The 25,061-nt window shown below is 60.8% G+C and carries 30 protein-coding genes; 8 read left to right on the plus strand and 22 right to left on the minus strand.

Annotation, left to right across the window (positions count from 1 at the left end; genetic code table 11):
* Window positions 1-14: 14 nt before the first annotated feature.
* From ACS3QZ_RS06740 to ACS3QZ_RS06780, 9 genes are all read right to left on the minus strand, one after another.
* Window positions 15-1,076: a c-type cytochrome gene (locus tag ACS3QZ_RS06740; protein ID WP_456037138.1), complete on the minus strand. Its 1,062-nt coding sequence runs from the start codon at window positions 1,074-1,076 to the stop codon at window positions 15-17.
* Complete coding sequence (gene soxC, locus ACS3QZ_RS06745; RefSeq protein ID WP_456037139.1) at window positions 1,060-2,340, minus strand: sulfite dehydrogenase; 1,281 nt, start codon at window positions 2,338-2,340, stop codon at window positions 1,060-1,062. Before soxC ends, ACS3QZ_RS06740 begins: the two co-directional genes overlap by 17 nt.
* A gap of 48 nt (window positions 2,341-2,388) precedes the next feature.
* Window positions 2,389-4,086: a thiosulfohydrolase SoxB gene (gene soxB / locus ACS3QZ_RS06750; protein WP_456037140.1), complete on the minus strand. Its 1,698-nt coding sequence runs from the start codon at window positions 4,084-4,086 to the stop codon at window positions 2,389-2,391.
* Between the two features lie 105 nt (window positions 4,087-4,191).
* A complete protein-coding gene (gene soxA, locus ACS3QZ_RS06755) occupies window positions 4,192-5,043 on the minus strand; it encodes a sulfur oxidation c-type cytochrome SoxA (RefSeq protein ID WP_456037141.1) in 852 nt (283 codons plus the stop codon).
* A 74-nt stretch (window positions 5,044-5,117) separates the two neighbouring features.
* Window positions 5,118-5,447: a thiosulfate oxidation carrier complex protein SoxZ gene (soxZ, locus tag ACS3QZ_RS06760; RefSeq protein WP_456037142.1), complete on the minus strand. Its 330-nt coding sequence runs from the start codon at window positions 5,445-5,447 to the stop codon at window positions 5,118-5,120.
* An 18-nt stretch (window positions 5,448-5,465) separates the two neighbouring features.
* Window positions 5,466-5,897 (minus strand): thiosulfate oxidation carrier protein SoxY, encoded by a 432-nt coding sequence (gene soxY, locus ACS3QZ_RS06765; protein ID WP_093094898.1) that lies wholly within the window; start codon window positions 5,895-5,897, stop codon window positions 5,466-5,468.
* 28 nt (window positions 5,898-5,925) lie between these two features.
* Complete coding sequence (gene soxX, locus ACS3QZ_RS06770) at window positions 5,926-6,399, minus strand: sulfur oxidation c-type cytochrome SoxX (protein ID WP_456037143.1); 474 nt, start codon at window positions 6,397-6,399, stop codon at window positions 5,926-5,928.
* Between the two features lie 212 nt (window positions 6,400-6,611).
* Window positions 6,612-7,190 (minus strand): thioredoxin family protein, encoded by a 579-nt coding sequence (locus ACS3QZ_RS06775; protein ID WP_456037144.1) that lies wholly within the window; start codon window positions 7,188-7,190, stop codon window positions 6,612-6,614.
* A gap of 23 nt (window positions 7,191-7,213) precedes the next feature.
* The gene (locus ACS3QZ_RS06780; RefSeq protein ID WP_456037145.1) at window positions 7,214-7,951 is read right to left on the minus strand and encodes a cytochrome c biogenesis CcdA family protein; all 738 of its coding nucleotides are present in this window, start codon (window positions 7,949-7,951) and stop codon (window positions 7,214-7,216) included.
* Window positions 7,952-8,020: 69 nt separating this feature from the next.
* On the opposite strand from ACS3QZ_RS06780, the gene ACS3QZ_RS06785 reads away from it, so the two are divergent.
* The 5 genes from ACS3QZ_RS06785 (at window position 8,021) to ACS3QZ_RS06805 (ending at window position 11,789) form a co-directional block, all read left to right on the plus strand.
* Window positions 8,021-8,389: a thioredoxin fold domain-containing protein gene (locus ACS3QZ_RS06785; protein WP_456037146.1), complete on the plus strand. Its 369-nt coding sequence runs from the start codon at window positions 8,021-8,023 to the stop codon at window positions 8,387-8,389.
* A 155-nt stretch (window positions 8,390-8,544) separates the two neighbouring features.
* Window positions 8,545-8,880, plus strand: coding sequence for an ArsR/SmtB family transcription factor (locus tag ACS3QZ_RS06790; protein ID WP_456037147.1), 336 nt, complete (start codon window positions 8,545-8,547; stop codon window positions 8,878-8,880).
* Between the two features lie 55 nt (window positions 8,881-8,935).
* Window positions 8,936-10,003 (plus strand): YeeE/YedE family protein, encoded by a 1,068-nt coding sequence (locus tag ACS3QZ_RS06795; protein WP_456037148.1) that lies wholly within the window; start codon window positions 8,936-8,938, stop codon window positions 10,001-10,003.
* A gap of 79 nt (window positions 10,004-10,082) precedes the next feature.
* The gene (locus ACS3QZ_RS06800) at window positions 10,083-10,745 is read left to right on the plus strand and encodes a DNA-3-methyladenine glycosylase I (protein WP_456037149.1); all 663 of its coding nucleotides are present in this window, start codon (window positions 10,083-10,085) and stop codon (window positions 10,743-10,745) included.
* 129 nt (window positions 10,746-10,874) lie between these two features.
* Window positions 10,875-11,789, plus strand: a complete 915-nt coding sequence (locus ACS3QZ_RS06805) for a LysR family transcriptional regulator (protein ID WP_456037150.1) — start codon at window positions 10,875-10,877, stop codon at window positions 11,787-11,789.
* Window positions 11,790-11,799: 10 nt separating this feature from the next.
* On the opposite strand, the gene ACS3QZ_RS06810 is transcribed toward ACS3QZ_RS06805, so the two are convergent.
* From ACS3QZ_RS06810 to ACS3QZ_RS06835, 6 genes are all read right to left on the minus strand, one after another.
* A complete protein-coding gene (locus tag ACS3QZ_RS06810; protein WP_456037151.1) occupies window positions 11,800-12,807 on the minus strand; it encodes a diguanylate cyclase domain-containing protein in 1,008 nt (335 codons plus the stop codon).
* A 3-nt stretch (window positions 12,808-12,810) separates the two neighbouring features.
* Complete coding sequence (locus tag ACS3QZ_RS06815; RefSeq protein WP_093094920.1) at window positions 12,811-13,398, minus strand: heme NO-binding domain-containing protein; 588 nt, start codon at window positions 13,396-13,398, stop codon at window positions 12,811-12,813.
* A gap of 64 nt (window positions 13,399-13,462) precedes the next feature.
* Window positions 13,463-15,193 (minus strand): DUF4153 domain-containing protein, encoded by a 1,731-nt coding sequence (locus ACS3QZ_RS06820; RefSeq protein WP_456037152.1) that lies wholly within the window; start codon window positions 15,191-15,193, stop codon window positions 13,463-13,465.
* 84 nt (window positions 15,194-15,277) lie between these two features.
* The gene (locus tag ACS3QZ_RS06825) at window positions 15,278-16,840 is read right to left on the minus strand and encodes a trimethylamine methyltransferase family protein (protein WP_456037153.1); all 1,563 of its coding nucleotides are present in this window, start codon (window positions 16,838-16,840) and stop codon (window positions 15,278-15,280) included.
* Window positions 16,841-17,002: 162 nt separating this feature from the next.
* Window positions 17,003-17,692, minus strand: coding sequence for an HAD family hydrolase (locus tag ACS3QZ_RS06830; RefSeq protein ID WP_456037154.1), 690 nt, complete (start codon window positions 17,690-17,692; stop codon window positions 17,003-17,005).
* 84 nt (window positions 17,693-17,776) lie between these two features.
* Window positions 17,777-18,061 carry a DUF3572 domain-containing protein gene (locus tag ACS3QZ_RS06835; protein ID WP_456037155.1) on the minus strand — a complete coding sequence of 95 codons (285 nt, stop codon included), beginning with the start codon at window positions 18,059-18,061 and terminating at the stop codon, window positions 17,777-17,779.
* 81 nt (window positions 18,062-18,142) lie between these two features.
* Here ACS3QZ_RS06835 and ACS3QZ_RS06840 point away from each other — a divergent pair, with 81 nt between their 5' ends.
* Entirely contained in the window at window positions 18,143-19,546 is a 1,404-nt protein-coding gene (locus ACS3QZ_RS06840) for a diguanylate cyclase (RefSeq protein WP_456037156.1), read from the plus strand.
* A gap of 12 nt (window positions 19,547-19,558) precedes the next feature.
* Here the strand turns inward: ACS3QZ_RS06840 and ACS3QZ_RS06845 are convergent, their stop codons facing one another.
* From ACS3QZ_RS06845 to ACS3QZ_RS06860, 4 genes are all read right to left on the minus strand, one after another.
* Window positions 19,559-20,053 carry a periplasmic heavy metal sensor gene (locus ACS3QZ_RS06845; protein WP_456037157.1) on the minus strand — a complete coding sequence of 165 codons (495 nt, stop codon included), beginning with the start codon at window positions 20,051-20,053 and terminating at the stop codon, window positions 19,559-19,561.
* A gap of 9 nt (window positions 20,054-20,062) precedes the next feature.
* A complete protein-coding gene (locus ACS3QZ_RS06850) occupies window positions 20,063-20,431 on the minus strand; it encodes a hypothetical protein (protein WP_456037158.1) in 369 nt (122 codons plus the stop codon).
* Entirely contained in the window at window positions 20,424-21,008 is a 585-nt protein-coding gene (locus tag ACS3QZ_RS06855) for an RNA polymerase sigma factor (RefSeq protein ID WP_456037159.1), read from the minus strand. Before ACS3QZ_RS06855 ends, ACS3QZ_RS06850 begins: the two co-directional genes overlap by 8 nt.
* Before the next feature lie 79 nt (window positions 21,009-21,087).
* On the minus strand, window positions 21,088-21,639 hold the full coding sequence (locus ACS3QZ_RS06860) for an EF-hand domain-containing protein (protein WP_456037160.1): 552 nt from the start codon (window positions 21,637-21,639) through the stop codon (window positions 21,088-21,090).
* 218 nt (window positions 21,640-21,857) lie between these two features.
* Between ACS3QZ_RS06860 and ACS3QZ_RS06865 the strand changes: the two genes are divergently transcribed.
* Entirely contained in the window at window positions 21,858-22,250 is a 393-nt protein-coding gene (locus ACS3QZ_RS06865; protein WP_093094948.1) for a DUF983 domain-containing protein, read from the plus strand.
* Between the two features lie 26 nt (window positions 22,251-22,276).
* Window positions 22,277-22,981, plus strand: coding sequence for an NUDIX hydrolase (locus ACS3QZ_RS06870; RefSeq protein ID WP_456037161.1), 705 nt, complete (start codon window positions 22,277-22,279; stop codon window positions 22,979-22,981).
* Here ACS3QZ_RS06870 and ACS3QZ_RS06875 read toward each other — a convergent pair whose 3' ends face one another.
* The 3 genes from ACS3QZ_RS06875 to ACS3QZ_RS06885 are packed head-to-tail and all read right to left on the minus strand — an operon-like array spanning window position 22,982 to window position 25,012.
* Window positions 22,982-23,881 carry an EamA family transporter gene (locus tag ACS3QZ_RS06875; RefSeq protein WP_456037162.1) on the minus strand — a complete coding sequence of 300 codons (900 nt, stop codon included), beginning with the start codon at window positions 23,879-23,881 and terminating at the stop codon, window positions 22,982-22,984.
* A gap of 20 nt (window positions 23,882-23,901) precedes the next feature.
* Entirely contained in the window at window positions 23,902-24,804 is a 903-nt protein-coding gene (locus ACS3QZ_RS06880) for a fatty acid desaturase (protein WP_456039315.1), read from the minus strand.
* Window position 24,805: 1 nt separating this feature from the next.
* Window positions 24,806-25,012, minus strand: a complete 207-nt coding sequence (locus tag ACS3QZ_RS06885) for a DUF2061 domain-containing protein (RefSeq protein ID WP_456037163.1) — start codon at window positions 25,010-25,012, stop codon at window positions 24,806-24,808.
* Window positions 25,013-25,061 lie beyond the last annotated feature (49 nt).

Consider the following 25,061-nt stretch of genomic DNA (forward strand, 5'->3'; position numbering starts at 1 on the left):
AGCGCGCGCACTGTTTATTGCACGCTCTTGAGGTATTCGAGGACGGCCGCGACTTCCTGCTCTTTCTTCAGACCGGCAAAGGACATCTTCGTGCCCTTGAGATAGGCTTTCGGCTTGGCGAGAAAAGCAGACAGTTCACCTTCGCCCCATACAGCACCGGCTTCACCCAAAGCCGCCATAGGCTTGGAATACTTGAAGCCCTCAACCACCCCAACGGGTGCGCCAACGATACCGGTCAGCACTGGACCTGTCTTGTTCTTGGCGCCCTCGCCAACCTGATGGCAAGCCTTGCACTTCTTGAAGACCTTTTCACCCTTGGCCACCAGCTCTTCGTCAAGAGCGGCCACGGCCACTTCTTCGACTGCGGGCGTAGCTTCCTCGATCTTGGCCTCTTCCACCACGGCTTCTTCGGCAGGGGCGGCAGAAGCTTCTTCGCCAGCTTCTTCTTCAGGGGTCACATCCAGAACCGCAGCGCGCATGGTGACCTCAACACTTTCCTTGCAGTTGCTCATGCAAGGTTCGGCCTTCCAGAAATGCTTCTCGCTGGTTTCGCGGTCATCAATGATGAACCCGCCCGCATTGGGCATTTCCACATCAAGGAAGTTCTCGTTCGAAAGTTCGAACTCGTCATCCACCAGATCGTTGGAATAGAGAATATAAGCCACGATGGCATAGACCTCATCCGGGGTCAGAGACTGCGCGTTGCCAAACGGCATCGAGCGGTTCACGTAATCCCACGTGGTCGACAGATAAGGCCAATAGGATCCCACGGTCTTGAGCGGATCGTCGTGGTTCAGGGTGTCCATACCCCCAGCCAGCTTGGGCCAGTTGTCGACACCTTCGGCGAAATCACCGTGGCAGATTGCGCAATTGTCGGCAAAGACTTCCTCGCCGGTGAACACGTCGCCAGAGCCAACCGGCAGGCCGGTGCCATCGGGCGACACGTCCAGATCCCATGCGGCGATCTCGTCGGTCGTCGCAGGGCGGCCAAGGCCGTATTTCTCCGCCATCGCCGGGGCGGCAATCAGGGTCGAGGCCAGCGCAGTCCCCGCGACAAGCTTAAGAAACTTCGACATTTTCTGCCTCCCCATTTGCCTTGACCCACCAGGTCTGGATGCAGTTGTTGTGATAGATCGAATTGAGACCGCGCACCTCGCGCAGTTCGGCCTTGGTCGGCTGGACATAGCCAGAACTGTCGCGGGCGCGCGATTGCAGGAACATCTCTTCACCGTTCCACTCGATATCAAGATAGAAGCGCGTCAGCGCCTTGTCGGTCCCCGGCGCGGCGAGACGGGCCTCCTGCCAGTTCTTGCCACCATCAATCGACACGTCCACGCCGGTGATCGCGCCACGGCCCGACCACGCCAGACCAGTGATGACCAGCGGACCATGACCATGCTTGATCGGCGCTTGCGGGCTGGGCGAGGTGACAACGGACTTGGCGTCCATGACCCAGGTCCACTTGCGGCTGGTGCCGTCTTCAAGCGTGTCGGTGTATTTGCTGGTTTCTTCCCGGCTTTCAACGGCTTGGTTGGTCACTTCGATGCGGCGCAGCCACTTGACCCACATGTTGCCTTCCCAGCCCGGAACCACGAGGCGCACCGGATAACCGTGCTCCTTGCGCAGCGCTTCGCCATTGGCCTTGAATGCCACCAGAACGTCGTCGAGCGCCTTTTCCATCGGGATCGAGCGGCCATTCGAAGACGCATCCGCGCCTTCGACATACACCCATTTGTCCTTGAGGTCGCCCGCCGCATCCAGACCCGCTTCTTCCAGCAGGGTGCGCAGGCTGACGCCCGAGTATTCCATGTTGTGGATCATGCCGTGGGTGAACTGCGCGCCGTTGAGCTGCGCCCCGGCCCATTCCATGCCCGTGTTCGCCGCACATTCGCAGAAATACACGTGGTTTTCACGCGGGAACCGCTCCAGATCTTCGTAGGTGAACACCAGCGGCGTGTCGACCAAGCCGTTGATCATCAGACGATAATCTTCCTTCTTCAGTTCGATCGCACCCGAATGATGACGCTCAAACGCACAGCCCTGCGGCGTGATCGTCCCGTCCAACGCGTGGATCGGCGTGAAGTTGATCGAGCTGATCGTATCAGCCGTAAGCCACTCCACGTTGCGACGCACAACGTCGCTCTCGTACTGGATCGGCAGACCGTAAGGGGTGGCGTCAACGCCTTCGCCCGTGGCCTGCGCCCATTCCTGCACCTCGGTAATAAGCGGATCGCCCGCTGCCTTGGCCGCACCCGCAGCCACGGCCCCTGCCCCGGCTGCCGCCGCACCGGTCAGAAACTGACGGCGCGAGGGCTTCATGCCTTTGAAGCTCTCAGTCATCTGGCTTTGCCTCCTAAAAATTTAAGTGGATTTGAGGGGGACGCGAAATTACGCGCCCACCACTTTCACATTGTCGCGCGGGGTCACGGAAACCGTGCCCAGCTTGCGGATATGGCTTTCCACCACATCCCAGATCTGCGGTCCTTCGGTGCCCTCGTTGACCGAGGCCCAGCCCGCCACGTTGTAGGTCTTGGCCGGATCAATCGCTTCACCCGTGCTCAAAAGCGTCATCTCGCTGATCCGCTCGCCCTGCGGCTTGTTGATGTCGATGCGATAGCCCATGCCACCGATCCGCACCATGTCGCCACCCTGCTGGTAATAGGGGTCCGGGTTGAAGATGTTGTCGGCCACGTCCTCAAGGATAACCTTGATGAATTCACCCGTCATTTCAGTGCGATACGCCTCACCATAGGACATCGACGTGACGTTCCAGATGTCCTCTCGCGTTATGTCGTCACCCGGCACAAGGCTCGGTCCCCAGCGCACACCGGGGCTCATGGCGATGTCGGCCTCGCGCTCGCTCAGCAGCGCATCACAGATCAGGTCGTCCCATGTGCCGTTGAAATTGCCGCGACGATACAGCAGGCTGTCGGTTTGACCGATCACCTCGGCCAGTTGCTCGGCAAAGGGCGCGCGCTGTTCGTCGATCAGCTTGGTGATCATCGGATCGGGCGCGATCACGTCCGAGAAGATCGGGATCAGCTTGTGTTTGAGGCCCATCATCTTGCCGTCGCGCACATCGAGATCCACGCGGCTGACGAACTTGCCGTTTGAGCCAGACGCGATGATATGGGTCTGACCCACAAGCACCGGCTCGGGAAGCGCGTCATGGGTGTGCCCCGACAGGATCACGTCGATGCCCGAGACAACGCTCGCCATCTTCTTGTCGACGTCGAACCCGTTGTGGGACAGCACGACAACCACGTCAGCACCCATGCCACGGACCTCGTCCACCATCTCCTGCATGTTCTCGTCGCGAATCCCGAACGAATACTCTGGGAACATCCAGCGCGGGTTGGCAATCGGCATGTAAGGGAACGCCTGCCCGATCACGGCCACCTTGGCGCCTCCGCGTTCAAAGAACTTGTAAGGCTTGAACAGCTCGGCCGGCTCATCCCACTCCGCGTCAAAGATGTTCTGGCCAAGAGCGGCAAAGGGCAACCCCTCGACAATCTCGTTCACCCGCTCGGAGCCAAGCGTGAATTCCCAATGGAAGGTCATCGCATCCGGTTTCAACGCGTTCATCACGTTGACCATGTCCTGCCCTTCGGTTTGATAGCAGGTATAAGAGCCATGCCACGTGTCGCCACCATCCAGCAGCAGCGCATCAGGCCGATCCGCGCGGATCGCGTTGATCACGGTCGACACCCGATCAAGCCCACCCACACGGCCATAGGCCTGCGCCAGCGACGAGAAATCATCATGGGTCAGCGCATAGGCCGACGGGCTGCCGTCATTGATGCCATAGGCTTTGCGGAAATCCGCACCGGTGATGTGCGGGACGTGGCCCTTGTTGGCCCCTACCCCGAGGTTGACCGACGGCTCGCGGAAATAGATCGGCTTGAGCTGGGCATGAATATCCGTGACGTGGATCAGGGAGATATTGCCAAAGGTCTCGAATTCCAGAAGCTGGTCCTGCGTCAGCGCCTGCTGCGCGGCCAAACGGGCCCAGTTGCCAAAACCGCTGGTGCCCAACATTGCCGAAGCAGCCATGGAGACCTGGAGGAAATCACGACGGGAGATCATCAGGGGCAAGCCTTTCCAAGTGTCAATGCGACAAACATTCGCATGTGTGAATTTGTTTAAGCAGAAAAACCCGCGCCAGTCTCCCGGCGCGGGTTCAGAATGTCTTTAGTTACGAACCGACGGACCTTCGACCGACAGACCGTTGGCGCGCGAGGAGACATAAAGCTCCAGCGCAATGAACTCGGCAGAACCGGGGCTATAGGTTTCGGCGCGGGTGTCACGCACGCAGCCCTTGAAGCGGCTGTGAACACCGTTCAGCTTGGCATTCTTCAGACGGTAGGTCGGGAAGCCGTTGATCTGGCCCTGGCTGAGGTGGTCAGCACGGATCATGTTGCCATAGTTGTCTTCGTGGCAGTTGGCGCAGCTCAGTTCGAGCTGACCAGTCCGGGTATAGTAAAGCTCTTTACCCAGTTCCCAGGTGGCCTGCGCGGGGCCGTCGATGGCCACGTTCACGGGCATGCCGCGCGACACGCTGGACAGAAGGGCTTCCATCTCGATCGCGGGCCCTTTGTCATAGCCCCAGGCTTCGGCACCCATGCGCTTGGTGCGGCAATCGTTCATTGCCATCTGCAACGTGTACACGGTTTCCGCACCGTCGTTCCACTTGGGATAGGTCGGCTTCACGCCTGCCAATTCCTCGGCAGCTCCGTGGCAGCTTGCGCAGGATTTGCCTTCGCTACCCTCGGGTGTTTCCCACGCAGCCATCGCGTTTTCGACAAACACCATGCCGGGGTTGTCGAAATCGTCCGCCTGCATCACTTGGGTTTCGTCCGAGCGGAAGTGCCAGCCCGACATGACCTCGTCCATCGCGTCCGACAGATGCGCGGGTGCGGCGGTTTTCGTGACCATTTCGGTCTCGCCGTTCAGCACCAGAACGTCGTCGTCCGGATCGGCCATGGCCCACATCGGCACCGTTATGGCCAGCGCGGCAATTGTGCTCATTGCCTTGAATTTCATCGCATTTCCTCCCTTGGGTCCGTCCCGCCCCCTCAGCGGGGCGGAACTTTCTTGCCTAGGTTTTTCCGGGGCGCTTAGCCGACCGCAACCTTCTTGGTCTCGTCGTAGACCGACCCGTCATCATCGTACCAGGTGAACTTGAACTCGCCCGCTTCCGGGACTGTCGCGTCAAACTGGAAATAGGGGTTGGTCGAAACCGCAGGATGGATCTCAACGTCGATCACCGACTCGCCGTTAAACTCGCAAGTGAAGCGGTTGATGATCGAACGCGGAATGAGGTTGCCCTCTTTATCCTTGCGCTGACCCGATTCCATCTTGTGGCTGATCAGGGTCTTGATGGTGATCGCCTCACCAGCAGCAGCTGTTTTCGGGACCTTAACGCGGGGTTTTACACCAGATGCCATGTCTCTAACTCCTTTGCCTTAGCCGCCGCAGCCGCCAATGGTCACTTTCACGGTCGACGACGCTTTCACAAAGCTGCCATCGGCCAGTTTGGCCACGGCCACCACGTCCTGCGTACCCGCGAGGCGGATACGGGTCGACGCGGCCTGACTTGCGGCCAGCGGGCCGAAGTTGAAGGTCGCGACACCCGGGGTCGGGTTGCCGGCGGCCAGCACCATGATGGCGGAGGCGCCCGGTGCCGACACTTCGATCGGAACCGTGTTGCCGTTTTCCGCGATTTCAGGCGCGGTCAGCTCGATGCCGCCCTCGCCCACGTCTGCGCCACCGGTAAAGGCGGCAATGGCTTCGTCCGCCAGACCGCCATGCGAACCGGCAAATGCCTTCAGCGGCAGAGCGGCTGCAAGAGCAGCACCCGCGCCGAGGGCCAGGGTTTCACGTCTCGTGAAGTCCATTTCTGTCTCCTTCGTCAGAATACCCTGATCACTCTTCTTTGAGCGTCATCAGGAATGCGATTACGTCTTCGATTTGTTCCGCGCTCAGGAGCGGGCCAAAACTGTCGTCAGCCGCCTTGCCGGTATAGGCTTTGCCGGGGCGGATGAACCCTTCGACCTTGTAATAGGCAGGCATCATGGTGCCTTCGAAGGTCATCTTGGAATTGGTCAGGATACCGCGCAACTCGGCCTCGTTCCAACGGTCCGCAACGCCGTCCAGCTGCGGCCCCACGTTGCCCGGAAAGGCGACATCCTGAGTGGTGATCTCGTGACAGGCAACGCAGTTGCCCAGTTTCTTGGAGCCGTAAACCTCTGCGCCCTTTGCCGCATCACCCGGCTTGCCGGTCAGCGAGGCCTCTACGGCCCCACCCTCGGTAAAGACGACATTCGTCGGCGCGACTGTTTCGGCCTGGGCGATGCCTGCGACCAGAACCGCCGCCGCTGTCAGTGTTGAAAGCTTCATGTTTCCTCCCTTGGCTCCCTGTTCGTTCCCTGGGTAAGCTCGGCATACCGTAGTCCACCGGCTATGCTGAACGCAACAACAAATTCATGAACATGAATTTTTGAAAGCAATTTTCTTACCCCGCCCCAGTGAAACAAGGTAGATTATTAATCCTTAAGGAATGAGAGAAGGTCGAATCCTGCGCAAGGTTGCGGTTTCGACCTTATTTGGCCCTAGTCGGTATGGCCGTCGTTGCGCTCTCGAATCATACGCGCGTGATAGCGCTGAAAATCCTCCTCGGACTGGTCGAGATAGCGTTCTTCCTTGACCCAAGTCAGCAGGTCCAGCGTGGTTCCCGGCGCAAAAGCTCCCGGCATGATCGCCACCGCCTGCGCCGTGGCTGGCGTTTCCATGTCCACTTCGGGCGGCATAAAAATCATGGTCGGCGTGAACATGACGCCCCACTTGCGAGCCATGTCGCGTTCGCTGCGTTCATCCCCATCAGTGTCGATCATTTCCGTCGCGCCATGCAAGTTGACCTGCACAGGGAAGTAGTCCTCTTCCAACAGTTGCATCACACGGGGATCAAGAAACGTGGTCTCATGCATCTTCGTGCAATAGATACAGCCGCGCTGTTCGATGACCACCAAGAGCCGCTTGCCCTCGGCCGCCGCCTCTGCGGCATCTTCCTGCAAATCCTTGAAGGTATCTCTGAACCAAGCCGTCTTATGCAGCCCGTCATCACCTAACTCGGCCGCCCAGACCGGCAGCGCCATCATCGCGCCCGCAAGCGCTCCTATCCAAGCTTTCATTGTCGCACTCCTCCCGAAAAATCCTACCCCAAGGCGCCGAAGCCCGGCACCCATTCAATCATGAACTGTGCAATCAGGTTAACCGCATTCGTCGCGATCAGGATTGCAAAAATGATCAACATGGCCCCCATGACCTTCTCCACATAGGCCAGATATTTCCGGTTGCGCTGCATCCAGCGCAGGAACGGCTTGGCAAACAAGGCTGCGATGACAAACGGGGCCGTCATGGCCAGCCCGTAAACCAACAGCAACAACGCGCCCTTCCAGATGTCGCCCATGCCGCTGGCCACCATGAGAATCGACGCCAGCGCCGGCCCCACACAGGGCGTCCAGCCAAAGCCAAAGGCCAGCCCCATCACATAGGCGCCAATGATCGTGGTCGGTTCAGCCGTACTCTCCAGCCGCGCTTCGCGGTAAAGGAATGGCACCTTGATCACGCCAAGAAAGTGCAGCCCGAACAGCGCGAGCACCGCCGCCGCCACATAGGAAAGCGGATCGCGCCACTGGGCAAAGGCCTGCCCCAACGCGGTCGCCCCCATCCCAAGCAGAACAAAGATTGTCGTCACGCCCAAGGCAAAGAAGATCGCAGAAACCACCAGCCTTTTCTGCGCGCCGGGGGCAATACCGCCATCCCCATGCAGCTCCGCCATTGAAATCCCCGCCATATAACACAGGTAAAACGGCACCATCGGCAACACGCAGGGCGTGAAGAACGACAGCAACCCCGCCAAGGCCGCCCCGGCATAGGAAATCTCGAGCATGCACGCTCCTTGATCAATTCACATATTCATATTATGTTGAGTGTAACGAGACAATGTTTGAAGGCAATCATGTTTTTGCGCTCATCCCTGATTGCGACAGCTTTCGCCGCGCTTGCGGCCCTTCCCGCGTGGGCGGTTGAACTAATCATCGTCGAACAGCCTGGCTGTTATACCTGCAAACAGTGGAACGCAGAGATCGCCGGTATCTATCCCAAGACCGAAGCTGGTCAATTCGCACCCTTGCGCCGCGCACAGCTGCGCGAAAAACCGGATGACGTGACCTATGCGCGTCGCGTGAACTTCACCCCGACTTTCATTCTTGTCGAGGACGGTGCAGAGATCACGCGGCTCGAAGGCTATCCCGGCGAGGACTTCTTCTGGTGGCATGTGGAAAACATGCTGACCGAACATGCCGGGTTCAAAGGCGCAACCCGGTAAAGCACCCCAAAGCGTTGCTTTATCGCTGCGCTTTTCAAGGAAACCCAATCGGCCCACTGGCCAAAAACGGACAAATAAATTAACGAGCGCCACAAAACCGGCCCGTCGCCCCCCGAAATCACCCCGGGTCCGGCTCACCAAAAGGGGACAGACCAATGGCACTACCCGTCTTCAGTGACGACATCACAGTCGAAGAAATGGACCGCATGGTCGATAACGCGACCACGGCCTCGAACTTCCTGAAGGCGATCAGCCACGAAGGGCGTCTGATGATCCTATGCCATCTCGTGTCGGGTGAAAAATCCGTGACCGAACTCGAAGACCTGCTGTCCGCCCGTCAGGCGGCTGTATCGCAACAACTTTCCCGCCTCCGCCTCGAAGGCCTGGTGATTCCTCGCCGCGAAGGCAAGACGATCTATTACCGTTTGGCAGACCATCGTCCCCGCCGTATACTCGAAGTGGTCTACGACCTTTTCTGCAACGACGAGTGACTGCGGAACCCGGTCAGACCCCTGTGTGGTTGTGCGAGTGGGGAGGCTCTGGCCAATGATGGATTCGCTGATTGAGACGCTGGGCGACAACAACCTCGCGACCCTGATCGGCCTGCTAGGCGGCATTCTACTGGGACTTGCAGCGCGTTTGGGCAGGTTCTGCACGCTCGGCGCAATCGAAGATCTGCTCTATGGTGGTTCCACACTGCGCATGCGCATGTATATGCTTGCCATCGGAGCCGCCATCCTTGGGAGCTTTGCCGCCATGGCACTTGGCGGCCTGCAGCCCGAAACCTCTTTCTACTTCTCGATTCGATGGATGCCGGTTGCCTCGGTCCTGGGTGGGTTGATGTTCGGCTATGGCATGGCGCTGGCCGGGAATTGCGGCTACGGCGCCATCGCCCGGCTTGGCGGCGGCGATCTGCGGTCTTTCGTGATCGTTCTTGTCATGGGGGTTTCGGCCTATGTCGTTCTGGCAGGCCCGCTGGCGCCTTTGCGCAACATGGTCTTTCCACAGGTCGACGTTACCGGCACGCCCCCCGGCATCGCCCACTACCTCGGCGCGTCACTTGGCCTGTCGCCGATCTCCATCGGCCTCGCCATCGGAAGCGTGATCACCATTGCGGCCCTGGCATCGCGCGACTTCCTGCGCGAACCGGTTTCGATCTTCTGGGCTCTCGCTGTGGCGTTTGCCGTCGTGTCGGGCTGGGTTGGCACGTTCTGGATTTATCGGAACGGCTTTGAGGGATTGCAGCTGGTCTCGCACAGCTTTTCCGCCCCGGTCGGCGAAAGCATCCTTTTTGCAATGACAGGTTCTGTACGCCCGCTCTCCTTCGCCGTCGGATCGGTCGCGGGCGTCTGGCTAGGTGCGTTTATCGGCTCGATGATCCGCGGCCATTTCCGCTGGGAGGCCTGCGAAGACCCACGTGAGCTGCGCCGCCAGATCCTCGGCGCTGTGATCATGGGCGTCGGCGCAGTCATCGCCCTTGGCTGCACCGTCGGACAGGGCATCACCGCCTTCTCGCTTCTGGCCATCTCTGCCCCGATTACCCTTTTGGCGATCTTCGCCGGGGCCGCCTTTGGCCTGCGCCAGCTGATCGAAGGGTTCCAGGTCGCGGAATGACTACCCTGGCGGGCCGATCTTCATTTTGCCAAAAATACTCCCGCCCGAGGCAGCCCGCCCTATCCACAAGGAAACACTGATGCGCTCTTTCGACGACCTCTATGCCATCTCTGCCGGACGCAAGGGCGGGTTTGACGCCCTCGAAGCCCTCTTGCCGATCCCTGCCCCGCCCGAGGCACTTGCCAAAATTCCCGAGGATCGCTGGCTCGCTCAACTGACCAAGGGCGTGTTTCAGGCCGGGTTCAACTGGCAGGTCATCGAAAACAAGTGGGACGGGTTCGAAGAAGCGTTCCACGGTTTCGACGTTGACCGCTGCGCCTTTCTGCATGACGAGGACATGGACCGCCTGATGTCCAACACCGCCATTGTGCGCAATGGTCCCAAAATACGCACCGTGATCGACAACGCCCATTTCCTGCAAGGGTTGCGTGATCAGGGCGGCGCGGGCGTGGTGCTGGGCGGATGGCCCTCGACCGATTACGTTGGTCTGTTGGAATTCATGAAAAAGGGTGGCTCGCGTATTGGCGGCAATACCGGCCAATACGCCATGCGCTTCATGGGGCGCGACAGTTTCATCTTGAGCCGCGACGTCGTGGCCCGCCTAATTGCCGAAGGGGTAATCGACAAGCAACCCAGTTCCAAGGGGGCAATGCGGGCAGTTCAATCCGCCTTCAACACTTGGATGGAGCAGTCCGGACGCGGCCTGACACAGATTTCGCGTGTTCTCGCCTTGAGTGTCTAGCCCGCGCGGTCCGCCGGACCTCGAACGCGGAACTCCTGCAATGCTCTTTCAAAAAATCATTGAAAGTGCCGCGCTCACAATGCGCTATACTCATGACAATCCCCCGCTCCGCAGATGCAAGAGACCGCCATGCCCTATCTGGAAAGCCTCAAAGTGTTCGTGCGTGTGGTCGAGCTTGGTTCGATCACATCGGGCGGGCGTGATCTGCGCCTGACCCCGGCGGTGGCCTCGAACAGGGTCAAGGAACTTGAAGCCCGTCTTGGCGTGCGCCTGTTCAACCGCACCACGCGGAACCTTTCACCGACCGAAGTAGGGAAGGTGTTCTATGACCACGCGCGCAAGGTGATCGACGCGCTGGAAGAGGCCGAGGCCGTGGTCGCCGGATTTTCGGACTCACCACGTGGCACCATTCGGGTGACGGCCCCGTTGGGGATTGGACGGCGCGTGATCGCACCGCTGATCCCGGAGTTCACAACACTCTACCCGATGGTCGACGTGCGCCTGCGTCTGTCGGACCGCAAGGTCGACCTGTTCGAGGACGGACTCGACGTAGCCTTTGTTCTTGGTGAGCTCAAGGACTCCAACCTCAAACTGCGCAAAATCGCCGACTGCGACCGCATCCTTGTCGCCGCGCCGTCCTACCTCGAAAACAAAGGCACGCCGCAGACGCCCGACGATTTGCTGAGCGGGCACAATTGTCTTTTGCTGCGCTTCCCCCGCTCACCCGAGTATTTCTGGACCCTGCAGACCCCAGCTGGAGTGCGCAAGATCGAGGCCAAGGGGCGTTTTGATGCCGATGATGGTGATGTTCTCACGCAGTGGGCTCTTGATGGGGCAGGCATCGCGAACAAACCACGTTTCGATGTGGCCCGACACATCGCTGCGGGAGCGCTGGTCGAAGTGCTGCCCACCACCCCGCCCCTGCCCGCCAGCTTTGGCTGCGTTTATCCGCACCGCAAGTTTCAGGACCCCAAGATCCGCCTGTTTGTCGATTTCATGACCGCCGAGGCCCGCAAACGCATGGACATGATCGCCAACGGGTGACGGTTTCATCTCAAAGGACGTCTGGCGAGTCTTTCTGGCGCGGACAAGGTGCAAAAATCGTATAGGTCGCCCGCCCTTTGTGCTTGGAGGCATAAAGGGCCCGGTCTGCGTCGGCCATCAGTTGGTCCACCGTTGCCTCGACATCTCCGGGGAAGACGGCAATTCCGACGCTGGCGGAAACTTTGCAGGTATGTTCCTGAAACGCGATGGGTTTTTCAACTTCACTGATAATGCGTTGCGCAATCCGCCCCAAGGTCTCGTCATCGGTGATCCCGCGAAAAACCAAGACGAACTCATCCCCGCCGACCCGCGCCACACAATCGTCATCACGGCTTGACTCCACCAGAACCCGCGCCACGCGTTGCAGGACGTGATCGCCGGCAGGGTGGCCCATCGTATCATTCACCGCCTTGAAGAAGTCCAGGTCCAGGTGCATCAGCCCGAAGGCACGCCGCTCCTGCACCAACCGGGGCAGGATATGATCCAACGCCCGGCGGTTTTTCAAACCGGTCAGTGTATCGGTAAAGGCCTGCTCCTCCGCTGCGATCATCGCTCCTTGAAGCCGCTGGTTGAGCTTACGTGACGCGGCCATTGCCGCCGACTTGGCCTCAACAAGGTAGAGCATCTCGATCGTCAGATCGGTCGCCGCAAAATCCGCCGAAGTCAGCGCGTAATCCCGCACGGCATCCAGGATCGAGATCCCGAAACTCAGGTTGACAACCGCCCCGCCCCCATCCGGAAGCGGCACGAGAACGCCCTTGATCCCGGTCTGCATTGGCTCGCGGGTACGTAGATGAAGCTTGACCCCGGCCACCTGCAGAAGCTGGGCCATAGACGTCACCGCGCGCGGGCGCAGCAGCTCGAATAGTTCCAGAAACCGCTCTCCAACCAGCGGGCGATCGCCGGCAATCTTCACGGCGGTCGGCCCCGCATGACTGACATGGCCCGATGTATTCAATACCACATGCATCGGGCACAGCACGTCCAACAATGCGAACAGAGTGCGCTGACAAGTCATCGTCTACCCGGCCCTCGCCCCAAGATCGAATTGCCGCCCCCGTGCAAACGCGGTTTCGATCAGGGTGATGTCGATCACCTCAAAGCCCTCTTGCCCGCCCTGATGCTCCAGAAATACGAGCGCGCCATAGTCATCCGCAAGCGTTCGCAAAATTCCCATCATCACGTGACCAAAACCCGGATGCGAATAGCGACAGGTCAGGCTGAACCGGTCACTTGCATGTTCCCGCAGTTCCAGCGCCGGAAGGCGCAGGTCATCCACGGCCAGTCGCGCGCGGTCCGGGAGGTCATCCAGCGAATGCAGAAACTCGACAAAATTCACCCCGCCAAACCGCAATAACCGGCGCAGCGCTTCGACATTGGGGTGCGAGACCAGGTAGGTACCGATATCTTCCAGAACGGTTTCGCGTGGGGCGCCGATTTCCACAGCCGCCGCATCAATCAACTGGTCCGTTATGGCATCCTCGTAATGCAGCATGGCCTCGAACTCGAGAATATCTAGTCCCGCGCGCTCGGTCACATCGACCCATCGCTGCTGTCCATAACTATCTTGAACGAAACATTGAATCGCCCTGTTGATCAGCCCGTGCATGACTGTTTCCCCTGCATTGCCCAAGCAGTCTAGGCAGAAGGGGCTTAAGAAAATCCCAACGGGATCAGTTCTCGGGGAAAAGTTCCGTTTCGCCGACCCACAGCGACCGCTTGCTTGATGGCGCAACGCGGTATTGCCCCGCTGCAATCGCCGCGACATCACTCCGGCTCAGGATGCCGGAGCCATAGCCTCCGATGTAGCTGCCCACCATCATACGGTCCGCTTCGACCCAGACATGCATGGCATCATAGGTCTCATTGCGACCGGGCAGGAACACGATACCCTCATCTCCGGTCCGGGACGGGTCGAAATCCGCCATCACCAGCACGCAACCCGGCGCCCGCGCCGCGCCACAAAGCCGTTGCCAATCCTCGACCAGATAGGCCGGAAGCGTACCCAGCACATCCACACCCGGCGCTGCCCCTTCGGGCAGAACCTGCAGCAAGGCCAAAATCGCCTCACCACGCAATCCGCCATCGGGGACTGGCGTCGCGCGCTCGGATTTGGCCGCCACCATCGCCTTTTGCAACGCTTCGGCCTTTTCTCCGGCATTGGCCAGACCGCGCTCAAGTGCTTCACGCCCCGGACGCCCCCATTCATGGGTCATTTCCCAAACCGCGCCTTGTGCGATCACGACCCGACCGTCCAGAATACGCTTGATCTGGCTTCTCGCCGCAATCGCCTCTGCATTAAGCACCGGGGTCAACCACACTGCACAAGCCACCAGAATGCCCCCTGCGATGATCATGTTCGCACGCCGGATATGCGCCATCCACGCACCACGCAGCGCCACCGCAACGGCATAGCTCACGGCATAGGCCAGCACGAACAGCGCAATCACCACCGCGGCAAGCCGCCCCGGCGTCCAGCCGTGTTCCCCAACACGCAGCCACAGCGCATAGGCCGCCATGCCCCCGATCACCGGCAGCAGCAGCGCCAAAAGCGCCGACGCGCTCCGCATCCAGCCTGCGCGCACTGCCCTGTCATCCTGCTTGTCGATTGCGATACTAACCAGCGACACCATGCCCAGCGCCACCGCCAAAAGCGTCGCCGTCGGACTCAGCCCCCCAAACAACGTTCCGGGTCCGCGCAGCAAAAGCGCCCCGACGAACACGATCACCACCACCAGCATGACCGGCACAAGCAGCCGCAACAGGCGCAGCAACAGGAAGGGAGACAGGTACTCGCGCATCTCGTAGACGACCGCCAGCGCCAGCCCAAGCACGGCACCGATGATAAGATGCGGCACCAGATCATGATCCAGCAGATCCTCGATGATCGACACGCCAACTAGCTGCAGCAAAGCGTCCGACAGGAATACCACGGCCCAGAATACGCCCACAAACAGCCATGCCGCGCCATAGCGCACCACGATGCCCCACGCGCAGTCAAACAGCCGCGCATAGTCCCAGACCTCGCGCGGCCTTTCGAGCCAGGCGGCAAGGAATGGTGTGCCGACAAACAGGAGCACGATCCAGGCAATCACCGGATGCCCCGCATCGAAAAAGGCCTCCAGCGTATCAAATCGCATGCTGGCCCAACCCGCCAGCCCTGCGGCAGGAAGGCTGAGCACCCCCGCCGCCACACCGGCTCGCCGGATATTTGCCGGACCGGCCAGCGCCAGCAGTACCGCGAAATACCCGGCCACGGCGCTGGCCACGGTCAGGAACATGTGCGGATTGGTTAGGACATCGGGTGCCTTTTCGATCAGCACCCACATGGCCAGCCCTGCCAGCGCCCCGATCAGTGTCAGCTCGGCGCGCCCCACAAGGCTCTGTCTGTCTTTGGCCCGCATCATGCTCTCCCGCGAAACTGCCTCAGTCTAGGCCCGTTTTGCGTCCCGGAACAATGCGCCATTCTCGCAAGTGCCGCCACGACATCAGAAATCTGTCGGCGCGCCCCCTTCGGCCTTGCGCCGCGCCACGAATTCGGCCAGTTCCTCGCGGATTGCCACATCCATGGCAGGTTCCTCGAAATCGGCCAGGATTTCCTTGTAAACCTGATGCGCGCGCTCTGGAGTCCAGACTGCCCCGGCCGCCTCCCATGCTTCGAAATTGCGCCAGTCCGACACGAAGGGCTGATAAAACGCGCTCGTATAGCGGTCCTGCGTGTGTTGGATACCAAAGAAATGCCCCTGGCTCCCCACCGCCTTGATTGCGTCGATAGCAATTTCGTCTGGCCCTGTCGCCCAGACTTCTGGCTCCATATAGCGCTGGATCATCTGCAGTACTTCGCAATCCATGACGAATTTCTCGGGCGACGCGATCAACCCGCCCTCAAGCCAGCCCGCCGCGTGGTAAACCATGTTGGCCCCGGACTGCACCGCCGACCACAGGCTGTTGCTTGTCTCCCACATTGCCTGCCCGTCTGGCACGTTGGCGGCGCAAACACCGCTTGCCCGCATCGGCAAGCCATAATACCGGGCCATCTGTCCCGTCATCTGCGTGGCACGCATGTATTCCGGCGTACCAAAGGCCGGGGCACCCGATTTCATGTCGACATTGCTGGTAAATGTCCCGATCGCACAGGCCGCACCGGGCCGGATATACTGCGCCAGCGCAATTGCACACAGCCCCTCGGCCAAAGACTGCGCCACCGCGCCCGCCATGGTTACGGGCGCCATGGCCCCGGCCAGCGTGAACGGTGTGACGACCAATCCCTGATTGCGGCGCGCCATCCGCATCCAGCCATCCATCATCGGCTCGTCATGCTTGAGCGGCGACGTGGAGTTGATGTTCGTATACATTTTCGGACTGGCTTCGAACTCCTCGTCCGTCCAGCCACCGGAGATGCGCACCATCTCCATCGCGTCTTCCACCCGCTCCTTACCCAGCGAATAGGTGTGCGCCACCTTGTCGGTCAGCGTGAGCTTGTCATAAAGCACGTCCAGATGGCGAATGCTGGCATGGATGTCCTGCGGTTCGACCGGATAGCCGCCGACAAAATGGATGCAATTGAAATACTGGCTCAACTTGAACAGATTGGCGCACATCTCGCGCGTGCCGGGCACCTTACGCCCGATTTCCATGTCCCAGAAATTCGGCGGCGAGCTGACATTGCCAAACAGGATGTGGTTGTCACCCATCACGATCTGGCGGTCCGGGTTGCGCGGAGTCAGGGTCCAGCTTGGCGGCGCTTTCTTCACCATCTCCATGATGAACTCGCGCCCCATGCGCACGTTGTCCCCGTCAACGATACAGCCTGCTTCCTTCAGGATATCGCGCGCCTCGGTATTGTAGAACTCGATACCGATCTCTTCGAGAATGCGCATCGCGCCTTCATGGATGCGCTCGACCCCCTCCGCACTCAGCGGTTCGGTTGGGCGGTCCATATTGACGGGCAAGCGCCAGGGCATCTGTTCGATCGCCCCCTTCACCTTGCGCCGCGCTGCATTTCCGGCACGTCCACCACCGCGCCGCCGACGTGTTTCGCCTTCGCCCATTTCGGCCTCCCGTATCGCTGTCACGATTCAGAAGATCACGAGCCCGCGCCGCGAACCTGTGTCTTTACGACACGCCCTGTCGCATTTGATGCATCAAGCGCCGCGCCCGCCCATTGTGACTTCGAATTCTCTCGCGATGGCTGGGCCGATCCCCGTCAATGCTCAGGCCCGCAGCCACTCTGACAAATACCCGATGTGGTCCAGCACCACGTCCGCGTGCGGAGAAAGCTCCTCGGTTCTTGCCATGCCGGTCAGCACGGCCACAGTTTGCATCCCCGCCCTGCGCCCGGCGATCAGGTCATGAGTGCTATCTCCGACCATCACGACACGTCCCGGATCAAGCTGCAGCGCGTCGGCAAAAGCCAGAAGCGGGCGGGGGTCAGGCTTGGCCCCGAACCCGCTGTCAAACCCGGCTATGAAATCGAAATGGCCCTCGACCCCCACAGTGCGCAGTTGCGCGCGCGCGGCAAACTCGGTGTCATTGGTCATCACCCCAAGGCGAAGCCCCGACGCGGCCAACCCCTCAAGATAGGGCGCAAGGTCAACCGCCGGCACAAGCGGTGCCTCGGCAGCATCCTCCATGAGCTTGATCTCGATCTCGCCCACGTCCGCCCCCGGCAGCGCCCGCGCCACCGCCTCGGCGGCTTCGCGGTTGGTCCCGGCAATCACGAAGCTTTCGGGCAGGAAAGCGCCCGCCTCAAGGTCAAAAACCAGTTCCTGCGCGATCCGCCTCGCAAGCGCTTCATCACCCTTTGCAAATCCCCGGATCGCATCCGCCGCCCAGACATTCCACGTCGCCCCGAAATCGAACAACGTACCGTCCTTGTCGAACAAGATTCCATCTGCGCGCATGATCTGCCTCTCTCTTACTTCAGGACGCACACTGCCCCGCCAAGTGCCATGGCACAAGCGCAATACGCTTGGATGACATGTATCTCAGGTCCAGTGCATCCGCGCCTCGCCCGAAAGTGTCTGCGCCGCCATCATTGGCGTTTCATATGGAAAGCCTTCCGCATCACAGAATGCCACCACCCAGGCGTCATCCATCGTCAGGAATTCCAGAACCGACCCGAGAAAACCGCGATCAGCAGCCTGCCCCTTGAGGTCATCCACGGACGCCCCTGTCGCCCCCAGAAACACGGGAAGCAACTCGTCATTGGCCACAAGCCAGGTCAGGGCCCGAAGAGCAATCGTTTCGGCGGTTTCGACAGACAAGGACATTTTTCACAGCTTTCGAAATGTTTTCTTAACCAATGCACATACAAATTGATTCAACCCTTTGGCAACTTCCCAGGTTCTTTCATGCCCGGACGTATTCTGATCATCGACAGCGTTGCCACGAACCGCATCGTACTCAAGGTCAAGCTGTCCTCGGCCTTTTACCAGGTTGAACAGGCCGCGACCGCCCAGGATGCACTGGCCCAGATCACCCGTACCGCACCCGATTTGATCCTTCTGGGCAATGACCTGCCCGATATGACCGGCCTGTCGCTTTGCCAACGGCTCAAGACGCGCGAAGTGACCGGGCAGATTCCGGTGATCATGGTGGCGCCGGATAACAGCCGGGGCACCCGGCTTGCCTGTCTTGATGCGGGGGCGGATGACGTGATCTGCAAACCGCCCGAAGACGCTGTGTTACTGGCGCGCATCCGCAGCCTGATGCGGGGGCACGATACGATAGAAGAGTTGCGCCTGCGCGATACCACCGCCCGGATGCTGGGCTTTGCCGAAGTCGCGCCGGGATTCGAACACCCGGCATCGGTGCTTTTTGCAACTGCGGCACCGGACCAGGGGGTGCGCTGGCGCACCCATCTCAAACCACTAGTTCCCTACGAACTGCGTCACCATCCGCTCAGCGTGGCACTCTCCAACCTCGCCAAATATCCGGTGCCCGATGCCTTCGTGATCGCGCTCGATCCCAGCGCTCCCGAAGAGGGGCTTCGTTTCATCGCCGAGATCCGCGCGCGCTCTGCAACCCGTAAGGCGGTCATCCTTGCCGTCCTGTCCACCCCGGATAACGGAACCTGCGTCGACGCGCTTGACCTTGGGGCCAATGACGTAATGACCGAGGGGTTCGACGCCGAGGAGCTGTCTTTCCGACTGGCGACACTGATCAAACGCAAGCGTCTCGTTGATCGCTTGCGCCAGAACGTGCAGGACGGGTTGAACGCCGCCGTGACCGATCCGCTCACCGGTCTGCACAACCGCCGCTACGCGTTGCCGCAACTGGCGCGCATCGCCCGCCAGGCCCGCACGATGAACCGAAGCTTCGCGGTGATGGTGGCCGATCTGGACCACTTCAAGTCCATCAACGACCGCTACGGCCACGCGGCGGGCGACGTCGTGCTGTCAGAGATCGCCCGCCGCATGCGAGAAACCCTGACCGAAGCCGACCTGATTGCCCGGATTGGCGGAGAGGAATTCCTGATCGTGTTGCAGCGGGCAGACAGGGCACACGCCACTAAAGTTGCTCGCCGCCTCTGCGCAGCCGTGCGCGCCGATCCGGTCTACCTGCAAGGGCGCGACATCCAGATCCCGGTCACGGTCAGCATCGGTGTCACCGTCGGCAATCCACCCGCTTTGCCCAAGGCCGGGGAAAGCCCTGCCCACAGCGCCACGGACCTGATCGATCTCGCCGACCAGGCGCTTTATGGCGCCAAGGCCCATGGCCGCGACCAGGTCACACTTGGACAGGCCCCGGCCTAGGCCTGACGGCGATCAGTCGCGCTTGTCGTACTTCTTCCTGTTGCCGTGTTTGAGGCTATCCTCCAGCCGATCCGCATAGTCGGCACGTTCCGCACCGCTCATGGCTTCAATTTTTTCAAGCCAGAGCCCCTGCGCCATGTCGCGGCGAACCGCACTTCCCATGGCCTGCTTGACCAGTTCTTCGCGCAAGGCATCCCGATCCAGCGGTGTCGCGCGTAACAAGGCGACCACACGCTCGAAACTCTGCCGATCACCGCGCCGGTCCACATCCGCCTGTCGATAGGCCTGCCGCAACGCCTTGCCCATCTCCCGCCGGTGTTCGTGCGAAAAGGCGCGCACATAGGGAGAACCGAACCGGTCCGGGTGGCTGCCAAACACGCCCCGCTGGTGCGAGATCACTGCGCCGCCGACGACACCCACCACCAAAAGGTTGAGCGCCAGCGAGCCGATCAGCAACAACCGCAGTCCTCGCCGCATTCCGGGTTTCTTTTCCGTGTCTTGCGTCATGATCTTCCCCTAGTCCAACAGGAACGCATAACTATTGTCAAACTCGGACAGAACCGCGTCCTGCCCTCCTGACAACACCTGCGCTCCAAGCGTGCTGCCGATCTGGCTGGTCGATCCTGCGATCCCGATCCAGAGCCCGGCGACCGCCGCCGTTGCCAGACCACCTACCGATGGCCATCCACCCAGGTTGCGCAAAAGCGCCCGCCAGAACCCGTCACGTCGCCCCTGCACTGCCCCGGGCTCAGCAGATGGCTGCAACGCCGACGCATCTTCCAGCACTCGCGCCATCAGTGACGCTGACGGGGAGGCCGCCGCATCCTCACGCGCAGCGTCAAACAGGGCGTCCAGCATCTTGTCGTCCGTGTCTTTCTCAGTCATCCGAATACCCCAACGCTGCGCGCTGCCCGGCCAATGCCACCGCCAGCGCCCTTTTTCCCCGCGCCGTCAGGCTTTCCACCGCCTCGACGCTGATCTCTAATATCTCGGCAATCTCGGGATTGCCCAAACCTTCGATGTGGCGCAGCACCACCGCCTGACGCTGCCGCTCGGGCAAGCCTCCAAGCGCAGCCTGCAACGCATCCATCCGCGCCTGCTCAAGCAAGGTTTCTGCCGGCCCACGCGCCTCGTCCGCCGGTTCGGCCACCGCATCCAGCGCCACACCCCGCGCCTTGCGCAGTCTGTCCGTGCAGAGATTGGCCACCACCCGATAAAGCCATGTCGTGACCTTGGCTTCTCCTTGCCGCCAGTCCGGCGCGACCTTCCACAACCGGATCAATGCCTCCTGCGCCACGTCCTCGGCCTCGTCCCGGTCGCCCAGAACCCGGTAGGCATGGGAAAATACCCGAGGCGTCAACCGCAGCGTCAGGACGCGCGCCGCCGCAGCGTCCCCGTTGGCATAAAGCACCAACAAGGCGTCGTCGGGAATATCCTCTTGCGTATCGTAGGGCATGTCCATTGGGACCGATGGCTAGCTGTTCACGCGTGATCTTGCAATTGCCGGGCGGGCAAAACGCATGCCCGCCCGACCATCAACCTTACTGGTCCACACCTTTCATTTGACCCTTCATGCCGCCGTGCATGCCGCCATGCATCTTGCCATGACGCTTGCCCATCTGCTCGCGGGCTGCATCGAACTCTGCTTTCGATATCTTGCCGTCCCCGTCGCTGTCGAACCGCTCGATCATTGTGCCCTTGCCCTCGGCCCGTTTCATGCCCATGCCCTTTCGGCCCTGCTGCATCTCTTCCATGCTCAGCGCACCGTCACCATCGGCGTCCATGTGCTCCATCATCTTGGCGCTGCGCAGTTCGGCGCGTTCCTGGGCGCGTTTCATCATGCCCGCCTTGAGCTCTTCGGCGCTGATCACGCCATCACCGTTGGCGTCCATGGCATCGAACCGCGCCTTGTGATGCGCATCCAGTTCGTCCTGGGTGACGAACCCGTCTCCATTCGAATCCAGTTCCTCAAAGCTCATCTTCGGACCGCGCGGTCCCTTGTCTTTGCCGCCATATCCGCTGGCGGCAACGCTGACTGCCGTCAAACCCAATGCCGTGGCAACAATACCAGCGATGAAATAATTGCGTTTCATGTCTCAGAACTCCTTTGGTCGGTTCCGTGGTGTCCAGTGTTCCGAACCCGGCCTCCTGCCCGGTTCGTTGCATCTGAAACGTGCCGGCCACCGCTTTCCGTCGAAAAAAATGCAACAACTTGGCAACGCGTTTTTGCGACATCGGGACGCAAGGCATTTTGCACCCTTTAAATATGGGCCGAATGCCCACATTTTGTGCCGATACAGCGAGGGAAAAAATGAACACCATGACCGCCACAGCGGAAGACCGACCAATCTGGCCGGCCCTGATCAAGGGCTGGCGCAGGAAATGTCCCAATTGCGGAAACGGCCCCCTTCTCAAAGGGTATCTCAAAGTGCGCGATCACTGTGCCGTCTGCAAAGAGGATTTCACGCCCCAGCGCGCCGATGATGGCCCCGCCTACCTGACGATCCTGTTCGTCGGGCACCTGATGGCGCCGCTTCTGCATATCGTGTTCGTGACCTGGCGCCCCGAGCCCCTGATCATGTTCACCATTTTTGCGGTTGGCGCGGTCGCGCTCTCGCTTTACCTTCTGCCAAGACTGAAGGGGGCGGTTGTCGCGTTTCAATGGGCGCGACGGATGCACGGGTTCGACAACTCGCGCGGCTAGCCCCGAACAAGAAAGCAGGGGCAGACATGACTATTGACAAGACCGCCATCCGCAATGCGGCCACCGTGATCGTCCTGCGCGATCGCGGTAGCGACCCCCATATCCTGATGGGGCAGCGTGGGGCCAAGGCGGCCTTCATGCCCAACAAGTTCGTCTTTCCGGGCGGCGCGGTGGATGCGGCCGATGCGGATATCCCGCTGGCCACGCAGATGCCCGCCGTCTGCCGGGACCGCCTGCAGGAAGACGCGGACGGATCGCTCGTGCACCCGCTTGGCGTGGCCTGCATCCGCGAACTTTGGGAAGAGACCGGGCTCATCCTCGGTCAGCAGGGGACATGGGACATCACTCCGCCGTCGGATTGGGAAACCTACGCCGCCACCGGCCACGTGCCCACGGCGCATCCCCTGCAATTCGTGTTTCGTGCAATCACCCCCCCGGGCCGCCCGCGCCGCTTTGATGCGCGTTTCTTCCTTCTGGACGCTGACGAAATTGCCACCGATCTGGATGATTTCTCCGCCGCCTGTGACGAGCTTTCTCATCTTCAGTGGATTCCGTTGCAAAAGGCGCGCGAATTTGACCTGCCCTTCATCACCGAGGTCGTTCTGGCCGAGGTCGAAGGCCGTGTGAAGGACCCGACGCCGCCCGCGAATGTCCCATTTTTCAAGAATGGCGATGAAGAAAGCCTTTTCCTGCGACTCAAGGGCCGCGAACCCAACATGGCCGACGAATAATCAGGCCAGCGCCACAAGCCCCAGGATCGACAGCGCCAGCAGCGTGATACCAAGATATTCACGCCCGCTGATACGCTCTCGAAAAACCAAGAGCGTCGCCAGCACGCCAAAGATCAGCTCCACCTGCCCCACGGCTTTCACATAGGCCGCATTCTGCAGCGTGAAGGCCGTGAACCAGCAAAACGTCCCTGCCATGCTGGTCAGGCCAATGAACCCCGCGCTGCGCCACGCGCCCAGCACGCGGCCAACCTCGCCCGGCTCCCGGAAGCGCAACCAGACCCACATGCCCAGCATTTGCATCATCGTGACCGCCGCCAGCGTCACCAACGCACGCAACATCGGCGCATCGGAGGCGACCTCCAGCGACGCCGCCCGATAAAACACCGCCGATACGCCAAAAAGCGCCCCCGCCCCAAGGCCCAGCGCCGCCGAGGGTGACAGGAACCGCCGCCAGCCCCGCCCGCCTTCCAAAGGTCCGGACAGAACCAGTACGCCAATCACCCCAAGCACAATCGCCAGCAGCCCAATTCCGGACACCGCCTCGCCCAGCACCACAAAGCCAATGAGCGCCGTCAACAACACTTCACTTTTGATAAAGGTCATGCCCACGGCCAGATTACGCCGCCCAAAAAGCATCACCGTGCACACCGTCGCCGTGATCTGCGCCGCGCCGCCAACCGCGCCAAAGGCCCAGAACGCCGCGCCCGGCCAAGCCATGTCGGGGCGCTGGCTCCGCAATACGACCGCCAAGATCAAGCCCGCCAGGGGCGCTGAGTAAACAAACCGGGCAAAGGTCGCCCCTGCCGCAGATAGCTTCACCTGTGCGAGATGCTTCTGCAGCATGAAACGCACCGACTGAAACAGCGCGGCCGCGACCGAGGCAATGATCCACAATTCCATGGGGCGTTAGTGCCCGCTCCTCACTGTTTTGGCCAGAGCGGATGTGGCACCGGGTCCTTGCGCGCCCATAGATAGCGGCGGAAAATCTCACCGTAAGAGCGATAATAATACCCATCATTTCGCGACAGGTACCGGTCCCGGTTTTCGCGAAACAGCACGGGCAGGCGATACCACGGCATGCGCGGATGCATGTGATGCACCACATGCAGATTGTTGTTGAGGAAAATCCACGCCAGCGGCCCCTTGTCCTCGATGATCACGGTCCGCCCGCGCGCGCGCTCATGCGCCTGATGCTCAAGGAAGGTGCGGATTTTCAGGATCGAAAGCGCTCCATAGGCCGAGACGAGATAGGCCCAGACCGGCAATTGCGACACCGCGAACATCCACCACAACGCCAGCGCCAGCGACGGGATATGCCAGAGCCACCCGTTCAGGACCGCCCGGTCCCTCGCCCGGATCGCCCGCCAGTCGGTCCGCATGAACGCCTCTTGCGCCACCAGCGGTCCTATCAACAGCCTTCCGGCAAGGGTGTTGTTGAAAGTCAGCACCTTCTGCCGCCACGCCGGAAGCTGCGCCCAGACCGCCGGGTCCTGGTAATTGCTTTCCGGGTCGTCGTACGGATCGGTCAGCCGCGAGTCCAGATGATGCGCCAGATGCGTGTCCCGAAACCGAATATAGGGGATGAAGAGGCCAATCGCAGGAAACACCAACGCCTCGCTCAAAAATCGCGAACGGAACGGATGTCCGTGCAAAACCTCGTGGCTCAGCGAGGAATGCAGCGCCAACGCCAGCGCCGTCACGATCATGCCTGCCGGCAACCACCATGACGCCAGCCACACCGTCCCGGTGACAAAGGCGCCATAACAGAGGACCACCAGCCCGAAAGTCGGCCACTCGATTCCGGCAGGGGCCTGCCTGTGCATGTTACGCATGACGCCGCCCCCAGTGGATCTTCGACCAGATCCGCTCGTACACGAAATAGAGCATCAGCCCGACCGCCGTATTCACGATGGCCAGCGTCCCACCCACCGCTGCCGATCCGGTTGCAACAAGGCCCACGACCGACATCACGCAGAGGCCAATGATGTTCCAGATCACGGCCTTGAGGACTGTTCTCCCCCGGGTCTCCATGTCGTCTCCAATGTCTTGCTTCACAAAACCGTTACCAACGCGCGCCCTG

The organism is Shimia sp. W99, from assembly GCF_053851455.3.